Origin of the sequence: Intestinibacillus sp. Marseille-P6563, assembly GCF_900604335.1 — a bacterium.
Classification (GTDB): Bacteria; Bacillota; Clostridia; order Oscillospirales; family Butyricicoccaceae; genus Butyricicoccus_B.
Map to the genome: position 1 here is coordinate 578,017 of NZ_UWOD01000002.1, position 23,194 is coordinate 601,210.

Sequence of the window (23,194 nt, forward strand, 5' to 3'; positions counted from 1 at the left end):
AAAAAAATCATATTTGGTCGGAAAATCCCGTTTTCAGAGACCGCTTAGACGTTGAAGAACTTGGCGTGGATGGCCTTGACCGCCTTGTCGGAATCCTCTTCGTTGATGAGCACCGAGATCTTGATCTCCGAGGTCGAGATCATGCGGATGTTGATGCCCGCCGAAGCCAGGGCTTCGAACATCTTGGCTGCCACACCGGCGTTGGACGCCATGCCTGCGCCGACGATCGATACCTTCGCGACCGCGGTGTTGACCGACAGGTCCTCAAAGCCCAGATTTTCCTGATTCTCGCGCAGTACCTTTTCAGCTTCTTCGGCGCAGCTTTCCGGGATGGTAAAGGTGATGGACTTGTGATGGTCCTGGCCGACCGACTGCAAAATGATGTCCACGTTGATCTTGCGCTTGCTTAAGAGCGAGAAGACGCGGAATGCGACGCCCGGCTCATCGGGCAGGTTGATGATGGCCACGCGGGCACAGTTATTGTCACGGGCAACGCCGCTTACATTCATTTTCTCCATGTTGGAACCCTCCTTGACTTTCGTACCCGGATTGCGGGTAAAGCTGGAGATGACCTCCAGATCGACATTATACTTCTTGGCCATTTCTACCGAACGGTTGTGCAGCACCTGGGCGCCCAGGCTGGCCAGTTCGAGCATTTCATCGTAAGTAATCGCCGACAGCTTGTGGGCGTCGGGCACCAGACGCGGGTCGGCCGTATATACGCCGTCCACGTCGGTGTAGATCTGGCACAGATCGGCATCGAGCGACGCTGCAATGGCAACCGCCGTGGTATCCGAGCCGCCGCGTCCCAGGGTGGTGATGTCGTCCTGCTTGTTGATGCCCTGGAAGCCGGCCACGATGACGATACGGTTGCGGTCGAGTTCCGAGCGGATGCGCTCTGCCGTGACTTTGCGGATGCGCGCTTCCGAATAGTTGATGTCGGTCTCCACACCGGCCTGCCAGCCGGTCAGCGAGATGACCGGGTAGCCCATCTTCTGGATGGCCATCGCCAACAGCGACATGGAGATCATTTCGCCGGTGGACAGCAGCACATCCATCTCGCGCTTGGACGGACGGTCGTTGATCTCGGCCGCCTTGGCAATGAGGTCGTCGGTCGTGTCGCCCTGGGCGGAAACCACGACAACCACCTGGTTGCCTTCCTTGTAAGCCGAGGTTGCAATATCGGCCACATTGAAAATGCGTTCGGTGTTGGCAACCGAGGTGCCGCCGAACTTCTGAACAATCAGACTCATGGTTCTTGTTTTCCTCCTTATATCCCCTCACCGGGGAAAACGCGCCGCGCGCGCTGTGTTCTCTTGCTTATGATACCGTGCGGACGACTGCCCCGACCTCGTCGCACACCAGCCGGATGGGCTTCCAATGCGGGAAGTTCTGTTCGCAGTACATCTGCGCCCGGGACAGGTAGGTCTTGTCGTGCGAGGCGACCACCGCGATGATGGACGGCCCGGCGCCCGAGATGAACGCGCCCAGCGCGCCCATGGCCTTGGCTGCGTGCATGACCTCGCGCCCATCCGGGATGAGATCAAAGCGGTAGGGCTGGTGCAAGCAGTCGCCCATGGCGACGCCCAGGTTTTCCAGCTTGCCGGTGGTCAGCGAGCCAGCCAGCAGGGCCGCACGCGCCAGATTAAAGACCGCGTCATGGTGGTGAATGGTCTGCGGCAAGGCCGCACGTGCCTTTTCGGTGGACAGTTCAAAGTCCGGGATAAAGGTGATGAAATCCACCTGCCCATTCATGGGCACGCGCACGCTCCACACCTTGCCGTATTCGAGCAGCGCCACGCAGAAGCCGCCCAAAATGGCGGGCGTGGAGTTGTCCGGATGGCCTTCGATGGAGGCGGCCAAATCGATGATGTTCTCCCGGTCGAGCGGATTGCCCAGAAGGGCGTTTGCGCCCAGGATACCCGCGACCGTGCAGGCCGAGGACGAACCTAAACCGCGTGTCTGCGGGATGTCGCACTGCTCGACGATTTTCAGACCCTTGAGGGGCTTGCCGCAGATGTCGTACACCTTTTTGGCACACTGATAGATGAGATTGCTCTCATCGGTCGGGATGGATGCGCCCGCCACATCGGAAATATCGATGTGGTCGGACTCTTCCATCTGAATCACATTATACAAATCAAGCGCAATGCCGATCGAGTCGTAACCCGAGCCCATATTGGCGCTTGTCGCAGGGACCTTTACTTCAATCATTCTATTCTCCCAGATTATAAAACGCGCATCATCGCCGCTGCATCGGCAAATTTGGTCTGCGCTTCGTCGGTGGTCATCGGACCGGTGATCTCGGCGGCCTGGCCGTCCTTGCGGACATACCACTTGCTCTCCAGCGTACCCAGCGGGCGCAGCAGATGCTTGGAACCGTCGCCCCATTCGACCGGGCGGCGCTTTTCACGGTGCGCCATGGCGTCCATCATGTCGGCAACCACAGCCGAAGCGGTCGCGAGCTTGCCCGCGCCCTTGCCGTAGAACATGACATCGCCGGTCGCATTGCCATCGATCATAATGGCATTAAAGACATCCTCAACCGCTGCCAGCGGATGCTCCTTCGGGATGAGGTGCGGCGCAACGTAAGCGTACGCCGTGCCGTCGTCGCAGCGAACCGCGCGGCCGATGAGCTTGATCACATAGCCCAGCTTGCCAGCTTCCTCAACGTCCTGGAGGGTGATCTTGGTGATGCCTTCGCACGAAACTTCATTCGGGTCAAACTTGTCGCCAAACGCCAGGTCGGACAGGATGCTGATCTTGCGGCAGGCGTCATGGCCTTCGATGTCTGCGGTCGGGTCCTTTTCGGCGTAGCCGTTGGCCTGTGCCTGCTTGAGGGCATCCTCAAAGGACACGCCCTTGTGGATCATTTCGGACAGGATATAGTTGGTCGTACCGTTCAGAATGCCGCGGATCTCCAGGATCTCATTGGCCGCCAGGCACTGGAGCATGGGACGGATGACCGGGATGCCGCCGCCGACCGAGGCTTCAAACAGGTAATTTACGTTCTTTTCCTTGGCAATTTGCAGCAGTTCTTCGCCGCGGGTGGCCACCAGTTCCTTGTTGGAGGTGCACACGCTCTTACCGGCCAGCAGGCAGCGCTTGGTAAATTCATACGCCGCGCCGACGCCGCCCATGACCTCAGCGACCACGGTCACCTCGGGATCGTTTTCGATCACCGAAAAGTCGGATACAAATTTATGGCCATACGGCAGATGCGAGAAATCGCGCAGGTCGAGCACATACTTGACCTCCACCGGTTCGCCGACCGCACGCGCGATGCGCTCTGCGTTCATATCAAAAACTTCATAGACGCCGGAACCGACCGTGCCGTGCCCCAGAACTGCTACTTTCACCATGTTGTTTTCCCTCCTGAAAATTTATTCGCTGGCTAAAATCACAACCCGGAACACGCCGTCCAGCGCCTGCGCGCGTTCCATCAAAGATTCTACGGTGCATTTCATCTCAGCGGTGCGCGCTGCGATGGTCACGGCCGCCTGTCCGCCGATCGGGATGGACTGGTTGATGGTCAGCACATTGGCGCCCACTCGGGCAAACAGCCCCAGGATGTTGGACAAAACGCCCGGCCGATCGACCAGCATCAGATGAAAATTGATCGTGCGGTTGTGTGCCGCTTCATAGAACGGGCGGATGCCGTCCTTGTATTTGTAATACGCGCTGCGGGAAAGACCCACACTTTGCGCCGCTTCGCTTGCGGTTTTGACCCGTCCGGTATGTAAGGCCGCGTTGGCCTTGACCACCTTTCGGAAAACCTCGGGCAGAAGCGTGCGTTCGACGAGATAATATTTGGTATCTGTATCCATGTTCCTTCTGTCCTCCTGACAAATACAGATGTCTTTCAAGCTTTATTATCGTATCATAGCGCCGCGCGCTTTGCAAGAGTGAATTTGTGAAAAATTGACTCTTTTTGCCTGCTGCCTTTGTGCAGCCTATGGGGAAAACCGCGGCAGTATGGTTGCCGGACCGCAGGAAGTGTGATACAATATACCAAATATGGCGCAAAACAAATTCCCTGTTTTTCCCTTTGGCTGCCAGCCGACGGATGTGCTCCATTCCACACCGTCCTGCGCACCTTTGCAAGACAGGGTTCTCCGCCTCGCGGACAATGCGCCGAAAGTTTCAGAAGAAGAAAATGTGGAGGAAATCATGAACCATTCACCGCAAAACGGAACCTTTTCCAGCAAGCTGGGGTTCGTCCTGGCCGCCGTAGGTTCTGCGGTCGGCATGGGGAACATTTGGATGTTCCCGTATCGTACCGGCCAATATGGGGGCGCGGCGTTTCTCATCCCGTACTGCCTGTTTGTTGTTTTATTCGGTATCATCGGCCTGTCGGGTGAATTTGCCTTCGGCCGTTTGACCGGCACCGGACCGATCGGCTCTTACGACCATGCGTTGCGTTCGCGCGGCAAAAAAGGCGGCGCGATCCTGGGCGCCATCCCGCTGTTCGGCTCGCTTGGCATTGCCATCGGTTATTCGGTCATTGTCGGCTGGGTGCTGCGCACGCTGGTCGGTGCTGCGTCCGGTTCTCTGATGCAGACCGAACCCGAAACGTTTTTTGCCCAGATGACCGGCGCGTTTGGCAGCATCCCGTGGCATCTGGCTGTCATTTTGATCACGATTCTGGTGCTCATCGGCGGCATTTCCTCGGGCATCGAAAAGGTCAACAAAATCATGATGCCGACCTTTTTCGTGCTGTTTGTCGTCATTGCTGTGCGCGTGGCCTTCCTGCCGGGCGCGCTCGACGGCTATCAGTATCTGCTCGTGCCGCGCTGGGAATATCTCGCCAATGTCGACACCTGGATCATGGCCATGGGTCAGGCGTTCTTCTCGCTGTCGGTCACCGGTTCGGGCATGATCATTTACGGCTCTTACCTGAGCAAAAAGGAAAACATCCTGCATTCGGCTGGCATGACCGCTCTGCTGGACACCTGCGCGGCCATGATCGCTGGCTTTGCCATCATTCCGGCGGTGTTCGCTTTTGGGCTCGACCCGCAGTCCGGTCCGCCGCTGATGTTCCACACCCTGCCGCGCGTCTTTCAGCAGATGCCGGCCGGCCGGTTGTTTGCCGTTTTGTTCTTCCTGTCCGTGCTGTTTGCCGGCATCACCTCGCTGGCCAACATGTTTGAAGTCTGTGCCGAAGCTGCCCAGCGTCATTTGAAGCTCAAACGGCAATACGCCGTATTGCTCGTTGGTGCGGCTGCATTTGCTGTCGGTCTTTTCATCGAACAGGAAGCCAGCCTCAGCCGCTGGATGGACATCATCACGATTTATGTGGTGCCCATCGGCGCCGTATTGGGCGCGACCATGATTTTCTGGGTGCTGGGACTGAAAGCCATTAAACCCGAACTTCAACTCGGGCGCCAAAAACCGATCGGTAAGGTTTTCGACTTTTTTGCCAAATATATTTATGTTCCTGTGGCGGCACTGGTCGTCATCCTGGGCATTGTCAAGGGCGGGATCGGTTAAATCCTCTTTTCTGGAAAGGAGTTTTTCATGAAGCGAATTTTTAGTGTACTCATGGTGGCCCTGTTACTGCTGACCGGCTGCCAAAAAAACAATATCGAACCTCTGGCGGGTGCATACTTTCTGGAAGGGTCGGATGTCAATGACACCCAAAACATGGCTCCTTTCCTGACGCTGGACAGCGAACAAAAATCATTTATTTTCTTTTATGATACCCTGGCTGCCGGAACGTACACGGTCGATGACGGCATCCTCACCGCGACCGTCCAGGGCAGTCAAAGCGCGTACCGTTTTGAAGTACAGGACGAGCAAACCCTTGCGCTGCTGCTGGACAACGACGAAAAAGCGATTTTCCGTCTGTTGGAAGCTTCCGATGCCGACGCAGACGCTGCAAGCTCATAACGAAAAAAGGAACGGCTCGGCCGTTCCTTTTTTATTCCTCCAGAAAGAAGATACTTTCGACCGGCTGCTCGAGCAGTCGGGCCACCCGCATGGCCAGCGCCAATGTAGGGTCATATTTGTTGTTCTCCATCGCCACAACCGTCTGACGGCTGACGCCGAGCAGCCTTGCGAAATCTTCCTGCCGCAGGCCGCGCGCCTTACGCAGTTCTTTGATATTGTTCTGCATCGTGTCACCACGCCAACACAACAATAACAATCCCTGCGCCCAGCGCTGCAATGACGGCACTGATTCCAACCACGATCAGCAGGGTCTTCCACAGTGGATAGGGATGATACTCCTCATCCCCTACCGTACTGCGATGCCGCAGCACCAGCGTGGCGATGCACTGGGTGAACACTCCGGCCAGCACAGCCAAATTGGTCAGCGGCATGGCTTCCTTTCGGATGAGGACCACGTACAAACCGTAAAGGACCAACAGCCATACGACAACAGCATAGGCCAAAGTCGCTGCCTTGTACTGGATCATACGCTCCATCTCATCCACCTGCCGGACACCCAGCTTTTCGGCCAGAGCAGCCGCTCGCGGCGAAGTGTCTTTCTTCCGCAACCAGCATAGAAAGCCAATCACACCGAACAGCACCACAAACGGAAGCGCCATCAAAACATACAGTTTTCCGTTCATACCGCCTCACCTCATCTCCTGAAATGTTAAATACTTTTTACATTTTGATTGTAACATCGGCTCTGCAAAATGTCAAATTATTTTAACATTTCGGTGCACAAAAAACTCCACGAAAATTCGTGGAGTTTTTTTGATTATTCGGTTTTGTCGTCCTGTGCAGAGGTGTCATCTGCCGTGGACTCAGACTGCGGCTGGTCAACCGGCTGATCGTTGACCCCTGCTGGGGCATGATTCAGCTCTTCCTCGGTGGCTGCCGAGGCGATCTTATCCGGCACTTCTTCGCCGTTGAAGATCTTGACAAAGGTTTCGCCGTCCATGGTTTCGTTGCGCAGCAGATATTCGGCAACATCGTGCAGCTGCTTGTCGTGATCGGTCAGGATCTTGGTGCAGCGGTCATAGGCTTCCTGGATGATGCGGTGTACTTCGGCATCAATTTCGGCGGCCTTGGTTTCCGAATAGCTGTGAGTCGCACCGAAATCACGGCCGATAAAGACCTCACCGCTGTCGCCATAGTCGACCGTACCGATCTTATCACTCATACCGTAGTTGACAACCATCGCCCGGGCCATAGCCGTCGCCTGACGGATGTCGCCCGACGCACCGGTGGTGATCTCGTCAAAGATCAGCTTTTCGGCCACACGGCCGCCCAGTGCGGTGACAATGCTGTCCTCAAAGTACGTCTTGGTTTCCAAGCCGCCTTCTTCCTGCGGACGCCACATGGTAAAGCCACCTGCGCCGCCGCGCGGGATGATGGTGATATAGTGGATCGGGTCGAGCGTACCCATCGCATGATGGGATACGGCATGACCGGCCTCGTGATAGGCCACGATGCGCTTTTTCTTGTCGCTGACCACGCGGCTCTTCTTTTCCGGGCCCATTTCGACCTTGAGCAGCGCGTCCTCGATCTCGTCGTTGGTGATAAGCTTCTTATTGCGGCGGGCTGCCAGCAGAGCGGCCTCATTGAGGAGGTTTTCCAGGTCTGCACCGGTCATACCGACCGTGCCCTTGGCAATCGAGTCAAAGTTGACATCCGGGTCAAACTGCTTGTTGCGCGCATGCACACGCAGGATCTGCTCACGGCCCTTGACATCGGGTGCGCCGACGTAAACCTGGCGGTCAAAACGGCCGGGACGCAGGAGCGCACGGTCGAGGATGTCCGGACGGTTGGTTGCCGCGATGATGATGACGCCTTCGTTTGCGCCAAAGCCGTCCATCTCAACGAGCAACTGGTTCAGGGTTTGTTCGCGTTCGTCATGACCGCCGCCCAAGCCCGCGCCACGCTGGCGGCCGACGGCGTCGATCTCATCGATGAAGACGATCGCCGGCGAATTCTTCTTGGCCTGCTCGAACAGGTCACGCACACGCGATGCACCGACACCGACATACAGTTCAACGAAGTCCGAACCAGAGATGGACAGGAACGGTACACCGGCCTCACCGGCGACCGCCTTGGCGATCAGCGTTTTACCAGTACCCGGAGGGCCGACCAGCAGCACGCCCTTGGGGATACGTGCGCCGATCTGGACGAACTTCTGCGGGTTCTTGAGGAACTCAACGATTTCCTGAAGTTCTGCCTTTTCTTCATCGGCACCGGCCACGTCCTGGAACGTCACCTTGCGTTTGTCATCCTGTGCGAGTTTGGCGCGCGCCCGGCCGAACTGCATCGGTCCGCGTCCGCCGCCCTCCTGCTTGTTCATCATAAAGTACCAGAACAAGCCCATGAGCACGATGATGATGACATACGGCACCATGCCCATCCACCACGGGATTTCACGGGTGGTGTAGTCGATCTTTTTGAGGGTACCGTCCTGCTGCTGCTCGAGGATGGTATCACCCAGGTCATAATAGAACCAGTTGAGGTCTGCGATGGTATACTGGATCTTCTGACCATTTTTGAGCGTTGCATGCAGTACGTTGTCGTCGATCGAAAACTCGGTGACTTCCTCGTTGTTAAAGTAATCGAGGACATCCGAGTAAACGACCTGGGTGGTCTTTTGCTCCCGGCTGAGCGCTGCGGTCGCGGCTGCGAGCAGCACCAACAGGATCAAAACGTAAAGGCCAAAGCCTTTCATTTTACCTTTCAATAGGGGACACCTTCCTTTTTTTCTCAGCCATGGCATGCATCCCGACGTGCACCGCCCCTTGGGCTGCGCGTCGGTTTCAATCAGCCGCCATAGACTTCGGGCTTTAGAATGCCGATATACGGCAAATTGCGGTATTTTTCCGCATAATCCAGGCCATACCCCACAACAAATTCGTCAGGGATTTCAAAGCCAAGATAATCGATGGGAACTTCCACCCGATGACGCTCGGGTTTGGACAGGAGCGTACACAGGCGGATGGAGTTTGCGCCGCGCGCCTGCAATACCTTCATCAGGTAGCTGAGCGTCACGCCACTGTCCAGAATATCTTCCACGATGATGAGGTCGCGTCCCTCGATCTTCTGGCCGATATCCTTGATGATCTGCACCTCGCCGCTGGTCTTGGTGCCCTGGCCATAGCTGGACACGACCATAAAATCCACGTTGCAAGCCGTATCGATCTTGCGGGTGAGGTCAGCCATGAACACATAGCTGCCCTTGAGTACGCTGACAACCAGCGGATTTTTACCGCGGTAATCGGCTGTAATACGGGCGCCCAGTTCTGCCACCTTGTCGGCAAGCTGTTCTTCGGTAAACAAGATTTCCTTGATATCGTTTTTCATATTCCTTACCCCTCAAACTGTATCTCGAAAATGGCGCCGCCCTGTGGACGGCGGCTGATGTCTATCCCGACGCCCTGCACTGCAATCAGACCGTTTTGGTCGGCCAGCACAGCCAGGTGATCCCGCCGGGCGCTTGGAATTTTTTTGTCGATCAGCAGCTTTTTTAGTGTTTTACTGCCCCCGTGCTCGGTCAGCCGCAGGCGGTCGCCTGTGCGCCGGGTACGTAGAATGCAGGTAGACATGTCTATTGTATCACAACCAACGCAAAAAGTATTGAATGATTTGTAAAAAACCTGATTTTTTTCAAGCCGCCGAATGGATACCCGCAAATCCGCGGTTTCAAACGTGCCGCAGCCGCGCACCGGCACGGCATCGGGTACGATTTTGGGCTCCAAAACGCTATTTTCCAGCTTCAAAAGCCCATATTCCCGCCGGGCTACGAAACCAGCGGGTAGATTGACCCATGCCGATGGCCGAGGGTTTTCAAGCAAAGCTTCAAGTGCACGAATATGCCGCGCGGTAAAATCCCGCCGCGGCACACCGCGGGCGGCGCAAAGCTGCCGCAGGGCGCGAGTTCGCAGCGCCGGATGGGCGTCCCGCAAGAGCTCAACCTGCCAGCCGTCCCCCTGCGCGGCCTTCGCCAAAAGCTTCGCCGCTTGCTGTTCCAAAAAAGCGTCGTCCTGCCGCAGCCGGGCGCTGAGCGCCCCGGCGTTGTGCACCGCTCCCGGATGCACCTCCAAAAGCGCGGGGATGACTGTATGGCGGATGCGGTTGCGGGTGTGCTCGTCGGAAGCATTGGTGCTGTCGGTTACAAAATCCTGACCGCGGGCGGCCAAAAAGGCTTCGACCTGCGGCCGCATACAGCCGAGCAGCGGCCGGATGACCGTACCTCGCACAGGCGGGATACCGGCCAGGCCGGCTGCGCCGGTTCCGCGTGCTAGATGGAACAGCATGGTTTCCAGGTTATCATTGGCCGTGTGAGCGGTCGCGATCTTATGCCCCCTCGCCGCCCGTTCCAGGGCGGTATACCGCACTTCGCGCGCGGCGGTTTCGATGCTCTGCCGGTGCGCCTTGGCATAGGCGGCGGCATCCACGTACTGGACATCCAGTTCGATGCCATACGCGCGACAAAAGTTGCGGCAAAACTGTGCGTCGCGGTTGGCTTCGGCGCCGCGCAAACCATGATGCACATGGCAGGCATGCACCGGATACCCAAGTTCCCGTAGCGCCAAGGTCAGCGCCACCGAATCGGCGCCGCCCGACAGGGCGACCAGCACCGGTTCGTCCGGGACGAGCATGTGGTTTTCTGCAATCGTCTGCGCAATGGTCCTTAAAAATTTATCCATGGACGCGGTCCTGGCTCGAGAACGTGGTATATTGGCCAATCCATTGCAGGTTGACCGACCCGGTCGCGCCGTGACGGTTCTTGGCAATCAGGATTTCGGCTACGTTTTTGTTCTCGCTGTCGTCGTTGTAATAATCGTCGCGGTAGATGAACAGGACGATGTCGGCGTCCTGCTCGATGGCGCCCGATTCACGCAAGTCACTGAGCATGGGCTTTTTGTCGGCACGCTGCTCGGCCGCACGCGAAAGCTGCGACAGACAGACGACCGGTACATTCAGTTCCTTTGCCATGATCTTGAGTGCACGGGAAATTTCCGCGACTTCCTGGGTACGGTTGTCGTTGCGCCGTCCGCCCGACTGCATCAGCTGCAAATAGTCGATGACAATGAGCCCCAGCCCATCGCCCAGGCGGCGGCATTTGGCTTTGATCTCCGCGACCGTAATGGCCGGGTTATCGTCCACATAGATGCGTGTTTTTGCCAGCACATTGGTCGCGCGGGCGATTTTGATCCAATCGTCCTCGCTCAAATTGCCGGTCTTGAGTTTTTGCGATTCGATGAGCGCCTCACTGGCGAGGAAACGTCCGGCCAGCTGGTCTTTGCTCATTTCCAGCTGGAACACGACCACATCCTTTTTGCTGGCCTTGGCGGCATTGAGCGCAATGTTGAGCGCAAACGCCGTCTTACCCATACCGGGACGGGCCGCGACCAGAATAAGATCGGATTTGTTCAGGCCGGTGAGTGCGTGGTCAAGGTCGCGGAACCCGGTCGTGATACCCGGGATGTCACTATCCGACCGGCTACGCTCGTCGAGCTGGGCGTATAAATCCATGATAACCGATTTAATGGGGCTGAGTCCTTTGATCTCGCGCCCCTGGCGCACATTATAGATTTTCTGCTCGGCCAGCTCGGCGATGTCTGCCGCCGTGCCGCCGCCCTCGAGCGCCAGCTTTTCGATTTCCGCGCCCGCGGCTGCGATGGCGCGCAGCATGCTTTTGTCGCGCACGATGGCGGCATATTCCCGCACACCGGCTGCCGTAGGCGTTACGTCCATCAGCTGCATCAGATAGGCACGCCCGCCCGCATCGTCATACAGGCCCGCGCCTTTGAGCTGGTCGAGCACGGTTACGGCGTCGATGCGCATGGCGTTGTTGAACATCGAATAGATGGTTTCAAAAATGCGCCGGTTCTCCTCGATATAGAAATCATCCGGCCGCAGCAGTTCAATGACCTGCGGGATACATTCCGGGTCAATGAGCATGGAGCCAATCACTGCCTGTTCGGCTTCCGCACTTTGCGGCATCTGCCGCGCCAAAAGTTCATCCACGCGCTTTGACCCCCTCTCTAAAAATGGAGAATGGGTGCCCGGTTATGGTGCGCCCATTCTCAAATTTGCAAAATTTATGCTTCGATAACTTGTACGTGGATTTCGCCCGGGATCTCGGTGTACAGCTTGGCCTTGACCATGTATGTGCCAAAGGCCTTGATCGGCTCTTCCAGCACGATCTTATTCTTGGCCACTTCGATGCCGTGCTGCGCCTTGAGCGCCTCGGAGATTTCCTTGGCGGTTACAGCGCCGAACAGACGGCCGCCTGCACCGCCCTTGGCGCGCACTTCGACCTTGAGTTCCTTGAGCTTTGCCGCGATGTCGCGCGCGTTCTGCTGCTCGAGCGCAATGCGGCGCGCCTGGGCTTCGTCGGCCTGACGCTTTAAGTTGAGGTTATCAGCCGTTGCCAGATCGGCCAGGCCGCGCGGCAGCAGGAAGTTGCGGCCATAGCCTTCGCTGACCTCAATGAGGTCGCCCTTCTTACCTTTGCCCTTTACGTCTGCTTTTAAAATGACTTTCATGGTAGTTTCCTCCTAAAATTCGTCCTGCGGGCAAGCCCGCCGTTTATGTCTTATCCGGCCGGTCGTCCTCCTCCAGATATTCCTGGATGGCCTCTTGCAGCCGCGGCTCAGCGTCTTCCAACGAAACTCCGCGCAGCTGCGCCCCGGCGGAGGTAATGTTGCCGCCGCCGCCCAGCTTTTCCATGACGATCTGGACGTTGACCTGTCCAAACGAGCGTGCGGACACGATCGTATCCTCGCCCGAATGGAATGCCACAATGCTGGCGCGCACGCCAATGATACCGAGAAGCGAATCGGCGGCCTTGGCCGCGAGGGCGCGGTCTTCGATCGGCTCGTCCGAAATGGCCAGAATAATGCCGCCGCCGCAGTCATGCGCAGTGGAAATGACCTTCTGACACATCATATATTCGTCAAAGGTCGACTGGAACATCTTCTTGACGGCCACCATCTCGGCGCCTGCGCGCTTGAGGTAGGCGGCTGCTTCAAAGGTCCGCACGCCGGTCTTGATCGAAAAGCCCTTGGTATCCAGATAAATGCCAGCCAGCAGGCATTCGGCTTCTTCGCGCCGGATTTCGCTGGTCTGGACCATATATTGCAGCAATTCGGAGACCAGTTCGGACGCCGAAGAGGCATATGGTTCGTGTAAGTTGAGTGCAAAATTTTCAATATAGCTGGCCGCCCGGCGATGGTGGTCGATGACCGCTACCTTATTGATCGATTCAAGCAGCGGCGGCGACTCGACATAATCGGGCCGGTTGGTATCGACCACAATTAAGAGCGTATTGTAGTCGCACAGCACCATGGCTTCGCCCGGCTCCATGAACAGGTTTTCATTGCCTTCCACGGCTTCGATCTTATCGATCAGTTCCTGCGCCAAGGTACGGTCCCGCCGCAACACAATATTGACCGGTTTGCCATGCACCCGCACGGCGCAGGCCATACCGATTGCGGCGCCGACCGAGTCCATATCGCTCGACTGGTGACCCATGATGAGCACCCGGGACGATTCGCGAATGAGCTGCATAAGCGCATTGGCCACCACGCGCGATTTGACCTTGGTGCGTTTTTCGAGTTCCTTGGACAGACCGCCAAAAAATTCGAAATTGTATTTGGTCTTGATGACCACCTGGTCACCACCGCGGGAAAGCGCCATGTCCAGCGCCACCCCGGCAAAATGGAAGCATTCCGCAAAGGTCGCGCCGTCTTTGCCGATGCCGATGGACAGCGTCGCGATGACGCCCGACCGGCTTTGAATGGAGCGCACTTCATCGAGTACGGTAAATTTCTTGCCGGCCAGCTTGGTCAAATCGCCGTTTTCCAGTACGAAAATATACTTGTCGCGGTCATATTTGCGCAGCAGGGAACGGCTGTCCTTGGCCCATTGGGCGATCTTACGGTCGATCTCGGCCAAAATGATGGACTTTTCCGAGTCGGTCGCGTTTTTGGTCAGTTCCTCGTAGTTGTCGATCGAGATGATCGACACCACCGGTCGGCTGAGCGTATAGCGGTCCCGGCAGTGGATGTATTCGGTGCAGGGCACAAAATACAGCACGAGCAGTACTTCATCGGCCTCTTTTTCGGTCATCAGGCTGCCATAGACCCAGAAGAAATTCTGATCAATCTGCAATTCCCCTGGATATTGCCGCTTGCCTTCGGCCAGCCAATGGGTGTTAAAATCCGGCGCCAAATCATAAAACTTGACATTGGGCGCACAGTCCCACCGCCCGGTGACTTCGCAGAAGGCATCGTTGGCCCACAGGGTTTCGTTGGTCGAAGCCCGCACGATGACGGTCGGCAACGGAAAATCGATGATCGACGACCGGGTGGTCTGCCCGGCATCCAGTGTCACACTTTGCAAATACCGCATCATTTCGCTGCGGCGGCGTTTTTCCCGATGGCGATAGACCAAGTACATCAGCAGACATACCACGATGCCAATGCCGGACATAACATAGGAAACATAGGCGCAGGACAGGGAGAACACCAGGAAGATGGCAAAATAGAAGTGATATCCCGGTTGGATGATCTGTTTGAGCTTTTTGTCCACCAGGCGCGACCTCCTATCACAGGCAAATTTACAAGATACAGTATAGCATTTTGCCACCCTTCACGCAAGCGGAATGTGAAACTTCCCCAAATTCGCTCCCATCTTTACAACCTCTTGCACAATTGCCCTCGGTATGGTATGGTGGATACACAATCACAAGGAGGAAAAACCATGCAATTCCGTTTTGCGCACAACAATTTCAATGTCCGTGACCTGGACCGTTCGCTTGCCTTCTACCAGCAGGCCCTGGGGCTGACAGAGACCCGCCGTATCAACGCACCCGACGGTTCGTTTATCATCGTGTATCTGTCCGATGGTTCGACCGAGCATCTGCTGGAACTGACCTGGCTGCGTGATTGGGACCGCGCCTATAATCTGGGCGACAACGAATTTCATCTGGCACTGACTGTGGACGACTTCGACGCTGCCCACGCCCGCCACAAGGAAATGGACTGCATCTGCTTTGAAAATGCCGATATGGGCATCTACTTTATTGCAGACCCGGATGGCTACTGGGTAGAAATCGTGCCCGCTGGCGCATAATCGACCGATTTTGACCTCCCGCTTTGGTGCAAAGCGGGAGCTTTTTTATGCATGTTTTCCAAAATTTATGAAATTTAAAGTGTAACCGAATTTTTGGTGTACAAATCTACTTTTTTATGTTATAATATTTGCGGTTTTTATACGCAAACCACCCAAGCCAAATAAAGGAGGTTTATCCCATGCGAAAAAAACGGCTTGCGATTGTCGTGGTATCCATTATCGCGCTTTGTTCGGTCATGCTTCACGCTTCGGCGGCCGAAGTCATCCAGAAGGATGGCCTCGTATATGTCCCGGACCATTCGGTCTTTTTTGCGGACGTCGATGAACACTTTACCTGGGCGGTACAGCCGGTCGATTACCTGGCCAACCATCAGGTGGTCAGCGGTACCGACAACCTGATTTACAGCCCGGCAGAGGAACTGACCCGCGCCGATTTTGTGACCATGCTCACCCGTGCCTATTCGATGAATGATTATGTCGGCGGCGGCAGCTTTGCCGATGTCCCGGAAGATGCCTATTACAGCGATGCGGTCAGTGCTGCCAAGAACCTGGGCATTGTCGCAGGCGATGAGGACGGCAACTTCCATCCCACCCAGCCGCTGACCCGGCAGGATGCCATGGTCATGCTGCGGCGCACGTTGGACAAGACCGGGCTTTCCTTCCCGGATGGTGACCTGTCGGCCTTCTCGGATGCCGATTCGGTTGCTTCTTACGCCCAGGCCGATGTCGCTGCTCTGGCCAAGGCTGGCATCATCAGCGGCTCGGACGGCAAACTGAACCCCACTTCGTCGGTCACCCGTGCCGAAATGGCGGTCATGCTGTACCGCGCCATGATGCTGGAAGACGACGGTGAGGGCAATCCGGTCTATGTTGCGCGTTCCAATGTCGTCAACCTATGTATCGGTGATACATTCTACGCCAATGTGGTCATTGAAAACGCGACCGAGGGCCAGACCTATGCCGGCCTTTACACCTGTGTCGAGATGACCGGCGAAGGTGAGGACTTCACCGCGACGCTGGGCGATGCGCGTGCGCTCGACCAGCAGATCACCTGGACCGACGGGGTGCTGAGCATCAACGGCGAAGCGGTCACGGTCGCGGAGGACTGCGATGCGATCTGTGTCCATCCGTACGGCTCCATTTCGGGCGGTCTGACATCGACCGGCGGCGAATACAAGAGCGCGGCCGTATCTCTGGTGGACGGCGTGGTCACGGCAGTTTACTACACCAAGTAAAACAAAAAGAGCTGGCAAAATGCCAGCTCTTTTTCATGGCAAAATTGCAAAAAACACCCTGCCCAGCGGGACAGGGTGTTTCTGGTTTCTTTATTAGCCAACCGCGTTGAGCTTCAGAGTCATTGCGCTCTTCTTGTTGGAGGCAGCATTCTTGTGCATAAGATGCTTTGCAGCAGCCTTATCCACCGCCTTAACGGCAGCCTTGTAAGCAGCCTCGGCCGCGGCCTTGTCACCGCTGACGATCGCCGCGTCAAACTTCTTGAGAACGGTCTTCAGCGCGCTCTTCGCCATCTGGTTCTGCATCGCCTTTACCTTGGTGACCTTGACACGCTTCTTTGCAGACTTAATATTCGGCATTCCGATCCACCTCCTTATCATTATCGAGTCATCAGTATTTATAATACTATCATCTTTTCCGCAAAAAAGCAAGCATTATTTTTCTCTTTTTGTAATAATTCTTGTTTTCCCCGCAAAGGCTACCGGAAAAAGGAGCTGATGCACGATGAACCACGCTTACCGCACCGACCTGGCCATGGAATCGCTGGAAATGAGCCGCCGTCAGGCGCAGAATGCCGGCGCGCTTTCGGGCGTGCGCAGCCGCGAGAGGGAAATCGAAGGATTTTCGGTCACTTCGGTCGAGATCCTCGACGAACAGGGCGCGGCCCAGATCGGCAAACCAGTCGGGATCTATGAAACCTTCTGTCTGGATGCCCTGATGCGCCGCGAAGAGGATGCCTTCCCGCGCGCCTGTCGCGCACTGGCCGATCTGACACGTGGGCTGCTGCCCGAACATGCGGACGGCCCAGCCCTTGTGATCGGTTTGGGTAATCGCCAAATCACCCCCGACGCTGTCGGGCCGCGCGCGGCCGACTATATCATCGCCACCCGCCACCTGACCACTCAGGCGCCCGAATATTTTGCTTCCTGGCGGCCGGTTTCAGCCCTCGCCCCCGGCGTGCTGGGACAGACCGGTGTGGAGGTCGGCGAACTGCTCGCCGCCGTGGCAAAGGCCGTGCAGCCGTCGGTCATCCTGGCCGTCGATGCCCTGGCCGCCGGCAGCTTGACCCGACTCAGCCGCACGGTCCAGCTGACCAATGCCGGCATCGTGCCCGGTTCGGGCGTGCACAACGCCCGCGCGGCACTCAACGAGCAGACGCTCGGCGTGCCGGTCATCGCGCTGGGCGTGCCCACGGTGGTGGATGGCGCGACCCTAGTCGCCGAGCTGACCGGCGGCAAGGCGGTGCCGCCCGACGCTGCCCCGCTCATCGTCACCACCCGCGACATCGACCGCGAAGTGGCCGACGTGTCGCGCCTGATCGGATATGCGCTCAATCTGGCGCTCCAGCCCGACCTGAGCCCGAAAGACATCGACTTATATCTGTCATAACTGCGCCTGCCCTTCCATACAATAGAAGCAGCACAAAATGAGGGGGGCAGAGCCATGAAACGACATCCATCCAGACGGCGCAGCGGCATTGCTGTCCCCGCTTTCTTATGCCTGCTGTTTGCGGCTGTCCTGCTGCTGGGCAGTCGGGCAGGGGGCGATGCGTTTGCCCAGAAAATTCTGGGCGAACTCGCGCAAAATGAAACCTTTGTTTCGGGTGCCTTTGCACTGGGCACCGGGCAATATCCCGGAGAAACCAGTGTCCACGCACCTCGCACCGCGACCGCTGGACTGGAACAGGAGCCGACCGACGAAGATTTGGCCGAACTGGATATGGCAATGGAAAACGCCGGACTGGAACCACAGGCTCCGGCGTCGTCCGAACCAGAGGAAATCCCCGAAGTCAAAGTCAACAATCAATCGGGGCTAGACTTTGATTTAAACGCCATGCTGCAAAACCCCAAGACCATCACAGCCACCGATGACGGCCCGCAGGTTCTGGTCTATCATACCCATGCGACCGAAGCCTATACGCCGTCGGGCTCGGATACCTACGAGGCGTCCGGCGATGCGCGCACACTGGACACCAACCAGAACGTCGTGCGGGTGGGCACCGAACTTTGCAAGGTGCTCGAAGAACGCGGCATCAAGACCGTCCACCTGACCGACCTTAACGACTATCCTTCCTATAACGGCTCGTATGGCGAGTCGCTGCGCAACGTACAGGCGGCGCTCGAAAAATATCCCACGGTCAAAATGACCATTGATGTGCACCGCGACGCCATCCTGGCCGACGACGGCACCAAATACAAGCTTGCCTGCGAGCAGAACGGCCAGACGGTCGCCCAGCTGATGCTGGTCATGGGCACCAACGCGAGCGGTCTGGAGTTCGACGACTGGAACGAGCATCTAAACTATGCCGTCACCTTGCAGTCGCAGCTGAACGCCGACCATCCGGGGCTGATGCGCTCGATCAACCTGCGCAAACAGCGCTTCAATCTGCATCTGACCACCGGTTCCATGCTGCTCGAAGTCGGCTCGTCGGGCAATACCTTGCAGGAAGCGCTGGCATCCGTCCGCCTGTTCGGGGATACGCTGGCCACCTATCTGGGCGCGCCCAAATCCTGAATAATTCGCGCTCCTTTGGAGAACCTACCTCCAAAGGAGCGATTTTTTATGCCTGTCCTCAAACTCACGTGCTCGCTGCGTGAAAATCTTGCGGCGATGAAAGCACTCTTTCAGGGCGACAATACCTTTGTCACCCGCGAAACCGAAAGCCCGTCCGGGCTGCGCTGCGCGGTCTTTTTTATCGACGGCATGGTCAACAATCTGGCCATCAACCAGAGCATCATCCGCCCGCTCGTGGCCTATGAGCATCCCACGGCGGACGCCGACCTGCTCGCACACACAGTCATCCAAATCAACGACAGCAAGGTCGTGCCCGACGAACAGCAGATGCTCTCGGCCCTGCTCTACGGCGATACGGTCATTTTGACCGAGGGCGACGCCCGCCCCGTGGTGGTCAACACCAAGGGCTTTTCGGTGCGCTCGGCGACCGAGCCGGACAACGAGCGCGTGCTACGCGGCCCGCGCGAGGGCTTCACCGAAGCGTTTATGCCCAATCTAGCCCTCATCCGGCGGCGGCTCAATGACCCCCGGCTCAAATTTTCCTTTTCCCGCATGGCTGGGCGCACCAACACGGTGGTCTGCTTATGTTACCTCGAAGGCGTGACCGAAGCCGGTCTGGTGGAGGAAACCCGCCGCCGGCTCGATACCCTGTCGCTTGATGGCATTTTGGATGCCAACTATATCTCAGAAACCATCCGCGACGGACGGTTTTCCCCCTTCCCTACCCTAGGCACGACCGAGCGACCCGATGTGGTTGTGGCCCGCCTGCTCGAAGGGCGGCTGGCCATTCTGGTGGACGGCACCCCGGTCGCGCTGACCGCGCCCTGCATCTTGCAGGAATGCTTGCAGGCCAACGATGACTACTATCTGCCCACGCCCCAGGCCGGGCTGGCGCGCGTGCTGCGCTCGGTCGGGTTTTTGCTGTCCATTGCCGTTCCGGCGCTCTATGTGGCGCTGCTCTACTACCACGCCGAACTGTTCCCCACCCGGATGCTGCTGGCCATTGCGGCGGCGCAGAAAGGCGTCCCCCTGCCGCCCCTGTGGGAGATTTTCACCCTTTTGATTGTGTTTGAAATTTTGAAAGAAGCCGGGACGCGCACACCGGGCGTCATCGGCTCGACCATGTCGATCGTGGGCGGCCTGGTGCTCGGCCAATCGGCGGTCACGGCCCGGCTGATTTCGGCCCCTGCGGTCATTATCGTGGCGGTCGCGGCTGTGACCGGGTTAGCTTCGCCCAAATTGCAGGCCGCGGCGCTCACGCTGCGCTTTTTGCTGCTGCTGTCGGCTGCCTTTTTCGGGCTGTATGGGTTGGTATTCGGCTTGTCGCTGGTGCTGCTGCACCTGTGCGCCCTGCATTCGTTCGGCACGCCGTATCTGCTCAATCTGCTGCCGCGCGTGCATGCACACACCGAAGACCGCTGGTGGCGTGTCAGCTGGCGGAAGATGCACAGCCGCCGCTTTCTGGCGCGAAAGGAGAAGCCATGAGACGGTATCTTGCTTTGCTGCCCCTGTTCTGTCTGCTCAGCGGCTGTTATGCGGACGGCAACCACCGGGTGGAGATCAATCAGGACGCCGGACAGATTTTGCCCGTGTCGGCACTGGCCATCGACCAGCATGACAACGGTTATCAGATGACCGTGGAAAGCATCCGGCAGGACAGCTTAGACGGCGACGCCCAGCCGGCCTATTTCACCGTGGAAGCAGCCGATTTTGACGCGCTGTTCGACCGCGCCGACAAGCTGCTGGCCAGCCGCCTGTACCTGAGTCATGCGCTGGTGATCGTGGTGAGCGAACCACTCGCGCAAAACGACCTGTCCGCCCTGGTCGGAAGCCTGCTGGCCCGGCCGGATGCCCGGCTGACGCTGCGCATCGCGGTGGCACAGAACGCCACTCCCGACCAGATTTTGCGCGCCGAGTCCATTACCGACGGCATCCCCGGTCTGGCTCTGGCCGCGCTGCTCGATGAGCGCGCGACCGACGGCACCCTGGCCGACAGTCCGCTGTTCCGCATTCTGGACTGGCAGGCCAGCGGACAGGCCTTTTCCCTGCCCGTGCTCACCCCCAATCTGGACGGGCATACCGCCCCGGGCGGCAGCATCGAGATCTCCCCAGGAGGTGACGCCCATGCGTGATACCGTTTTCCCGCGCTGGCAGGGCGCGTTTTTGGCGATTTTCCTGCTGGCGGGCAGTTTTTATGTCCCGGCCACCCCGGAAGCTATCTGGTCACTCGTCTGGGGGACGCTGCTGGCGGCGGCTGTGGTGTTTTTGTTCCTGCGTTGGCTGCTGCACTGCGATGCGCGGGACTTTGAAAGCCTGTGCCGCGCCCACCTGCCCCGTCCGGTGCAGGTCGTGCTGTTTACCGCCGTCGGACTTTGTGCGCTGGCAGCCATCGCGCAATCGCTCCTCCGTCTGTCCGGCTTCTGGCAGGCGACCGCCTTCCCCGGTCTGCCGCGCTGGGTGACAGCCGCCGTACTGCTCGGTGTGGGCTGGTGTGCCGGGCGGCGCGGCCGCACCGCGGTCGCCATGTGGGCCTATCCGACCGTGTTTCTCATTTCACTGACACTGGCTGTGTCGCTGCTGGTCACCCTGCCCGACTGCTCGCCTGCATATCTCGTGCAAGCCGTGCGGCGTATCACCCTGCCCGGCGCCCCCACCTGGCAGTTCCTTCCCCTACTGCTGCCGCTTTTGCTGTGCACCCAGACCCGCCGCTTGCCCTCCACCCGCGCGTGTACGCGTGGGATTCTGCTGGGCGGGGCCGGACTCATCTTACTGACGCTGCGCGCCTGGCTGCTGCTCGGCGCAGGCGCCCAGGCGCTGCCCTACCCGGTCTTTTCAGCGGCCGGCCTGTTTTCGGTCGGGGATTTCTTACAGCGCGGCGAAGTGGTGTTTGGCTGTGTACTCGCCCTGTGCGAAGCGGTGCGAGTGGCGCTGCTCGTGACCCTGGCCCGCGAGATGGGACGCGCCATTTTCGCAAAAAAAGACCGGTCCCCCGCCCCAAAGGACGGAAAACCGGTCCAGGAATCTTAGTTTTTCAAGCTGTGGATAGGCGCCGGGATGCGTCCGCCGCGGTGGATGAACTTGGCGGGCGAATGGGTGGATACCGGCATGATGGGCGCCGAACCCAGCAGGCCGCCGAATTCCACGCTGTCGCCGACCTTCTTGCCGATGGCCGGGATGACGCGCACGGCCGTGGTCTTGGTGTTGACTACGCCGATGGCGATTTCGTCGGCGATCAGACCCGAGATGACCTCGGCCGAGGTATCGCCCGGCACAGCGACCATATCGATACCAACCGAGCAAACAGCGGTCATGGCTTCCAGCTTTTCCATGCTCAGAACGCCTGCGTTCACGGCTGCAATCATGCCTTCGTCCTCGGAAACCGGGATGAACGCGCCCGACAGGCCGCCGACGTTGGAGGATGCCATAACGCCGCCCTTCTTGACCGCGTCGTTGAGCATAGCCAAAATCGCGGTCGTACCGCAGCAGCCGCAGGTCTCCAGACCGACTTCCTCCAGAATGCGGGCCACCGAGTCGCCAACCGCCGGGGTCGGGGCCAGCGACAGATCGACGATGCCGAACGGCACGCCCAGCCGTTCGCTCGCGATCGAGCCGACCAGCTGACCCATACGGGTGATCTTGAACGCGGTCTTTTTGATGATTTCAGCCACTTCGCCGATCGAGCAGTTGCCCGCGCGGCGGATGGCAGCCTGTACCACGCCCGGGCCGGATACGCCGACGTTCAGGACGGTTTCCGGCTCGCCGATGCCGTGGAACGCGCCTGCCATGAACGGGTTGTCGTCCACCGCATTGGCAAATACGACCAGCTTGGCACAGCCCATAGACTGATTATCCTTGGTCATCTCCGCGGTTGCCTTGATGATGTGACCCATCAGGCTGATGGCATCCAGGTTGATGCCTGCCTTGGTGGACGCCACGTTGACCGACGAGCAGACGTTGTTGGTTACAGCCAGCGCTTCGGGGATGGAGTTTAACAGCACTTCGTCGCCCTTGGCGAAGCCCTTCTGCACCAGAGCCGAAAAGCCTCCGATAAAGTTGACGCCCGTGGTCTCTGCCGCACGGTCGAGCGCCTTGGCGATGGGCACATAGCTGAGCGCCGAGGTGGTCGCGCCGACCATGGCGATGGGTGTGACCGAAATGCGCTTGTTGATGATCGGGATACCCAGTTCGCGCTCGATCGATTCGCCGGTTGCCACCAGCTTTTCGGCGCGGCGGGTGATCTTATCGTAAATCTTGTCGCAGAGCACATGGATGTCATCCGAGGCCAGATCGCGCAGCGAAATGCCCATGGTAATGGTACGGATGTCCAGATGCTCCTCCTCGATCATTTTGATGGTTTCGAGGATGTCGCGGGTGTTAATCATTGCCACTG

Annotated in this window: 23 protein-coding genes; 9 read left to right on the top strand and 14 right to left on the bottom strand. The window is 58.1% G+C overall.

The features are described 5' to 3' along the window. Positions 1 to 44 precede the first annotated feature (44 nt). The 4 genes from EFB11_RS10910 to EFB11_RS10925 all read right to left on the bottom strand — a co-directional run bounded on the left by EFB11_RS10910 (position 45) and on the right by EFB11_RS10925 (position 3,827). Positions 45 to 1,253 carry an aspartate kinase gene (locus EFB11_RS10910; RefSeq protein WP_122790251.1) on the bottom strand — a complete coding sequence of 403 codons (1,209 nt, stop codon included), beginning with the start codon at positions 1,251 to 1,253 and terminating at the stop codon, positions 45 to 47. Between the two features lie 67 nt (positions 1,254 to 1,320). Continuing rightward, a complete protein-coding gene (gene thrB / locus EFB11_RS10915; protein ID WP_122790252.1) occupies positions 1,321 to 2,214 on the bottom strand; it encodes a homoserine kinase in 894 nt (297 codons plus the stop codon). Between the two features lie 14 nt (positions 2,215 to 2,228). After that, positions 2,229 to 3,362 carry a homoserine dehydrogenase gene (locus EFB11_RS10920; protein WP_122790253.1) on the bottom strand — a complete coding sequence of 378 codons (1,134 nt, stop codon included), beginning with the start codon at positions 3,360 to 3,362 and terminating at the stop codon, positions 2,229 to 2,231. A gap of 21 nt (positions 3,363 to 3,383) precedes the next feature. After that, positions 3,384 to 3,827 (bottom strand): ACT domain-containing protein, encoded by a 444-nt coding sequence (locus EFB11_RS10925; RefSeq protein WP_122790254.1) that lies wholly within the window; start codon positions 3,825 to 3,827, stop codon positions 3,384 to 3,386. 343 nt (positions 3,828 to 4,170) lie between these two features. On the opposite strand from EFB11_RS10925, the gene EFB11_RS10930 reads away from it, so the two are divergent. Then, positions 4,171 to 5,490, top strand: a complete 1,320-nt coding sequence (locus tag EFB11_RS10930; RefSeq protein ID WP_206424179.1) for a sodium-dependent transporter — start codon at positions 4,171 to 4,173, stop codon at positions 5,488 to 5,490. A 27-nt stretch (positions 5,491 to 5,517) separates the two neighbouring features. Continuing rightward, positions 5,518 to 5,889 (top strand): hypothetical protein, encoded by a 372-nt coding sequence (locus tag EFB11_RS10935; RefSeq protein ID WP_122790255.1) that lies wholly within the window; start codon positions 5,518 to 5,520, stop codon positions 5,887 to 5,889. A 31-nt stretch (positions 5,890 to 5,920) separates the two neighbouring features. Here the strand turns inward: EFB11_RS10935 and EFB11_RS10940 are convergent, their stop codons facing one another. From EFB11_RS10940 to EFB11_RS10975, 8 genes are all read right to left on the bottom strand, one after another. Beyond that, entirely contained in the window at positions 5,921 to 6,115 is a 195-nt protein-coding gene (locus tag EFB11_RS10940) for a helix-turn-helix transcriptional regulator (RefSeq protein ID WP_122790256.1), read from the bottom strand. A 4-nt stretch (positions 6,116 to 6,119) separates the two neighbouring features. Next, complete coding sequence (locus EFB11_RS10945) at positions 6,120 to 6,572, bottom strand: hypothetical protein (RefSeq protein WP_122790257.1); 453 nt, start codon at positions 6,570 to 6,572, stop codon at positions 6,120 to 6,122. Positions 6,573 to 6,706: 134 nt separating this feature from the next. Further along, on the bottom strand, positions 6,707 to 8,644 hold the full coding sequence (ftsH, locus tag EFB11_RS10950) for an ATP-dependent zinc metalloprotease FtsH (RefSeq protein WP_122790258.1): 1,938 nt from the start codon (positions 8,642 to 8,644) through the stop codon (positions 6,707 to 6,709). A 92-nt stretch (positions 8,645 to 8,736) separates the two neighbouring features. Further along, positions 8,737 to 9,276 carry a hypoxanthine phosphoribosyltransferase gene (gene hpt / locus EFB11_RS10955; protein WP_122790259.1) on the bottom strand — a complete coding sequence of 180 codons (540 nt, stop codon included), beginning with the start codon at positions 9,274 to 9,276 and terminating at the stop codon, positions 8,737 to 8,739. A 5-nt stretch (positions 9,277 to 9,281) separates the two neighbouring features. Beyond that, positions 9,282 to 10,622: a tRNA lysidine(34) synthetase TilS gene (tilS, locus tag EFB11_RS10960; protein ID WP_122790260.1), complete on the bottom strand. Its 1,341-nt coding sequence runs from the start codon at positions 10,620 to 10,622 to the stop codon at positions 9,282 to 9,284. Further along, positions 10,615 to 11,922 (bottom strand): replicative DNA helicase, encoded by a 1,308-nt coding sequence (gene dnaB / locus EFB11_RS10965; RefSeq protein WP_122791291.1) that lies wholly within the window; start codon positions 11,920 to 11,922, stop codon positions 10,615 to 10,617. Before dnaB ends, tilS begins: the two co-directional genes overlap by 8 nt. Positions 11,923 to 12,020: 98 nt before the next feature. Continuing rightward, positions 12,021 to 12,467: a 50S ribosomal protein L9 gene (gene rplI, locus EFB11_RS10970; RefSeq protein ID WP_122790261.1), complete on the bottom strand. Its 447-nt coding sequence runs from the start codon at positions 12,465 to 12,467 to the stop codon at positions 12,021 to 12,023. 43 nt (positions 12,468 to 12,510) lie between these two features. Next, a complete protein-coding gene (locus tag EFB11_RS10975; RefSeq protein ID WP_122790262.1) occupies positions 12,511 to 14,514 on the bottom strand; it encodes a DHH family phosphoesterase in 2,004 nt (667 codons plus the stop codon). A gap of 171 nt (positions 14,515 to 14,685) precedes the next feature. Here EFB11_RS10975 and EFB11_RS10980 point away from each other — a divergent pair, with 171 nt between their 5' ends. Together EFB11_RS10980 and EFB11_RS10985 are read left to right on the top strand one after the other, a co-directional pair. Continuing rightward, positions 14,686 to 15,057: a VOC family protein gene (locus EFB11_RS10980; protein WP_122790263.1), complete on the top strand. Its 372-nt coding sequence runs from the start codon at positions 14,686 to 14,688 to the stop codon at positions 15,055 to 15,057. A 179-nt stretch (positions 15,058 to 15,236) separates the two neighbouring features. Then, positions 15,237 to 16,292 (top strand): S-layer homology domain-containing protein, encoded by a 1,056-nt coding sequence (locus EFB11_RS10985; RefSeq protein WP_122790264.1) that lies wholly within the window; start codon positions 15,237 to 15,239, stop codon positions 16,290 to 16,292. Between the two features lie 93 nt (positions 16,293 to 16,385). Here EFB11_RS10985 and rpsT read toward each other — a convergent pair whose 3' ends face one another. Next, positions 16,386 to 16,649, bottom strand: coding sequence for a 30S ribosomal protein S20 (gene rpsT, locus EFB11_RS10990; RefSeq protein WP_122790265.1), 264 nt, complete (start codon positions 16,647 to 16,649; stop codon positions 16,386 to 16,388). Between the two features lie 145 nt (positions 16,650 to 16,794). Here rpsT and gpr point away from each other — a divergent pair, with 145 nt between their 5' ends. From gpr to EFB11_RS11015, 5 genes are read left to right on the top strand one after another with little or no spacing between them, the layout of a single operon-like run. Then, a complete protein-coding gene (gene gpr / locus EFB11_RS10995; protein ID WP_122790266.1) occupies positions 16,795 to 17,679 on the top strand; it encodes a GPR endopeptidase in 885 nt (294 codons plus the stop codon). A 54-nt stretch (positions 17,680 to 17,733) separates the two neighbouring features. Further along, on the top strand, positions 17,734 to 18,804 hold the full coding sequence (gene spoIIP, locus EFB11_RS11000) for a stage II sporulation protein P (protein ID WP_122790267.1): 1,071 nt from the start codon (positions 17,734 to 17,736) through the stop codon (positions 18,802 to 18,804). Between the two features lie 48 nt (positions 18,805 to 18,852). After that, on the top strand, positions 18,853 to 20,289 hold the full coding sequence (locus EFB11_RS11005) for a spore germination protein (RefSeq protein ID WP_122790268.1): 1,437 nt from the start codon (positions 18,853 to 18,855) through the stop codon (positions 20,287 to 20,289). Further along, entirely contained in the window at positions 20,286 to 20,936 is a 651-nt protein-coding gene (locus EFB11_RS11010) for a Ger(x)C family spore germination protein (protein ID WP_122790269.1), read from the top strand. Before EFB11_RS11005 ends, EFB11_RS11010 begins: the two co-directional genes overlap by 4 nt. Further along, on the top strand, positions 20,929 to 21,831 hold the full coding sequence (locus EFB11_RS11015) for a hypothetical protein (protein WP_122790270.1): 903 nt from the start codon (positions 20,929 to 20,931) through the stop codon (positions 21,829 to 21,831). The genes EFB11_RS11010 and EFB11_RS11015 overlap by 8 nt, the downstream gene beginning before the upstream one ends. On the opposite strand, the gene EFB11_RS11020 is transcribed toward EFB11_RS11015, so the two are convergent. Then, positions 21,828 to 23,186, bottom strand: a complete 1,359-nt coding sequence (locus EFB11_RS11020; protein WP_122790271.1) for a PFL family protein — start codon at positions 23,184 to 23,186, stop codon at positions 21,828 to 21,830. The two genes, EFB11_RS11015 and EFB11_RS11020, sit on opposite strands and share 4 nt — an antisense overlap. Between the last annotated feature and the right edge of the window lie 8 nt (positions 23,187 to 23,194).

Coding starts and splice junctions, on each gene's coding strand:
- EFB11_RS11015 (WP_122790270.1), top strand. CDS start 20,929: ATGCGTGATACCGTTTTCCCGCGCTGGCAGGGCGCGTTTTTGGCGATT.
- EFB11_RS11005 (WP_122790268.1), top strand. CDS start 18,853: ATGCCTGTCCTCAAACTCACGTGCTCGCTGCGTGAAAATCTTGCGGCG.
- EFB11_RS10930 (WP_206424179.1), top strand. CDS start 4,171: ATGAACCATTCACCGCAAAACGGAACCTTTTCCAGCAAGCTGGGGTTC.
- gpr (WP_122790266.1), top strand. CDS start 16,795: ATGAACCACGCTTACCGCACCGACCTGGCCATGGAATCGCTGGAAATG.
- EFB11_RS10920 (WP_122790253.1), bottom strand. CDS start 3,362: ATGGTGAAAGTAGCAGTTCTGGGGCACGGCACGGTCGGTTCCGGCGTC.
- EFB11_RS10925 (WP_122790254.1), bottom strand. CDS start 3,827: ATGGATACAGATACCAAATATTATCTCGTCGAACGCACGCTTCTGCCC.
- spoIIP (WP_122790267.1), top strand. CDS start 17,734: ATGAAACGACATCCATCCAGACGGCGCAGCGGCATTGCTGTCCCCGCT.
- EFB11_RS10910 (WP_122790251.1), bottom strand. CDS start 1,253: ATGAGTCTGATTGTTCAGAAGTTCGGCGGCACCTCGGTTGCCAACACC.
- rplI (WP_122790261.1), bottom strand. CDS start 12,467: ATGAAAGTCATTTTAAAAGCAGACGTAAAGGGCAAAGGTAAGAAGGGC.
- rpsT (WP_122790265.1), bottom strand. CDS start 16,649: ATGCCGAATATTAAGTCTGCAAAGAAGCGTGTCAAGGTCACCAAGGTA.
- EFB11_RS10980 (WP_122790263.1), top strand. CDS start 14,686: ATGCAATTCCGTTTTGCGCACAACAATTTCAATGTCCGTGACCTGGAC.
- hpt (WP_122790259.1), bottom strand. CDS start 9,276: ATGAAAAACGATATCAAGGAAATCTTGTTTACCGAAGAACAGCTTGCC.
- EFB11_RS10940 (WP_122790256.1), bottom strand. CDS start 6,115: ATGCAGAACAATATCAAAGAACTGCGTAAGGCGCGCGGCCTGCGGCAG.
- EFB11_RS10935 (WP_122790255.1), top strand. CDS start 5,518: ATGAAGCGAATTTTTAGTGTACTCATGGTGGCCCTGTTACTGCTGACC.
- ftsH (WP_122790258.1), bottom strand. CDS start 8,644: ATGAAAGGCTTTGGCCTTTACGTTTTGATCCTGTTGGTGCTGCTCGCA.
- EFB11_RS10985 (WP_122790264.1), top strand. CDS start 15,237: ATGCGAAAAAAACGGCTTGCGATTGTCGTGGTATCCATTATCGCGCTT.
- EFB11_RS10945 (WP_122790257.1), bottom strand. CDS start 6,572: ATGAACGGAAAACTGTATGTTTTGATGGCGCTTCCGTTTGTGGTGCTG.
- tilS (WP_122790260.1), bottom strand. CDS start 10,622: ATGGATAAATTTTTAAGGACCATTGCGCAGACGATTGCAGAAAACCAC.
- dnaB (WP_122791291.1), bottom strand. CDS start 11,922: ATGCCGCAAAGTGCGGAAGCCGAACAGGCAGTGATTGGCTCCATGCTC.
- EFB11_RS11010 (WP_122790269.1), top strand. CDS start 20,286: ATGAGACGGTATCTTGCTTTGCTGCCCCTGTTCTGTCTGCTCAGCGGC.
- EFB11_RS11020 (WP_122790271.1), bottom strand. CDS start 23,186: ATGATTAACACCCGCGACATCCTCGAAACCATCAAAATGATCGAGGAG.
- thrB (WP_122790252.1), bottom strand. CDS start 2,214: ATGATTGAAGTAAAGGTCCCTGCGACAAGCGCCAATATGGGCTCGGGT.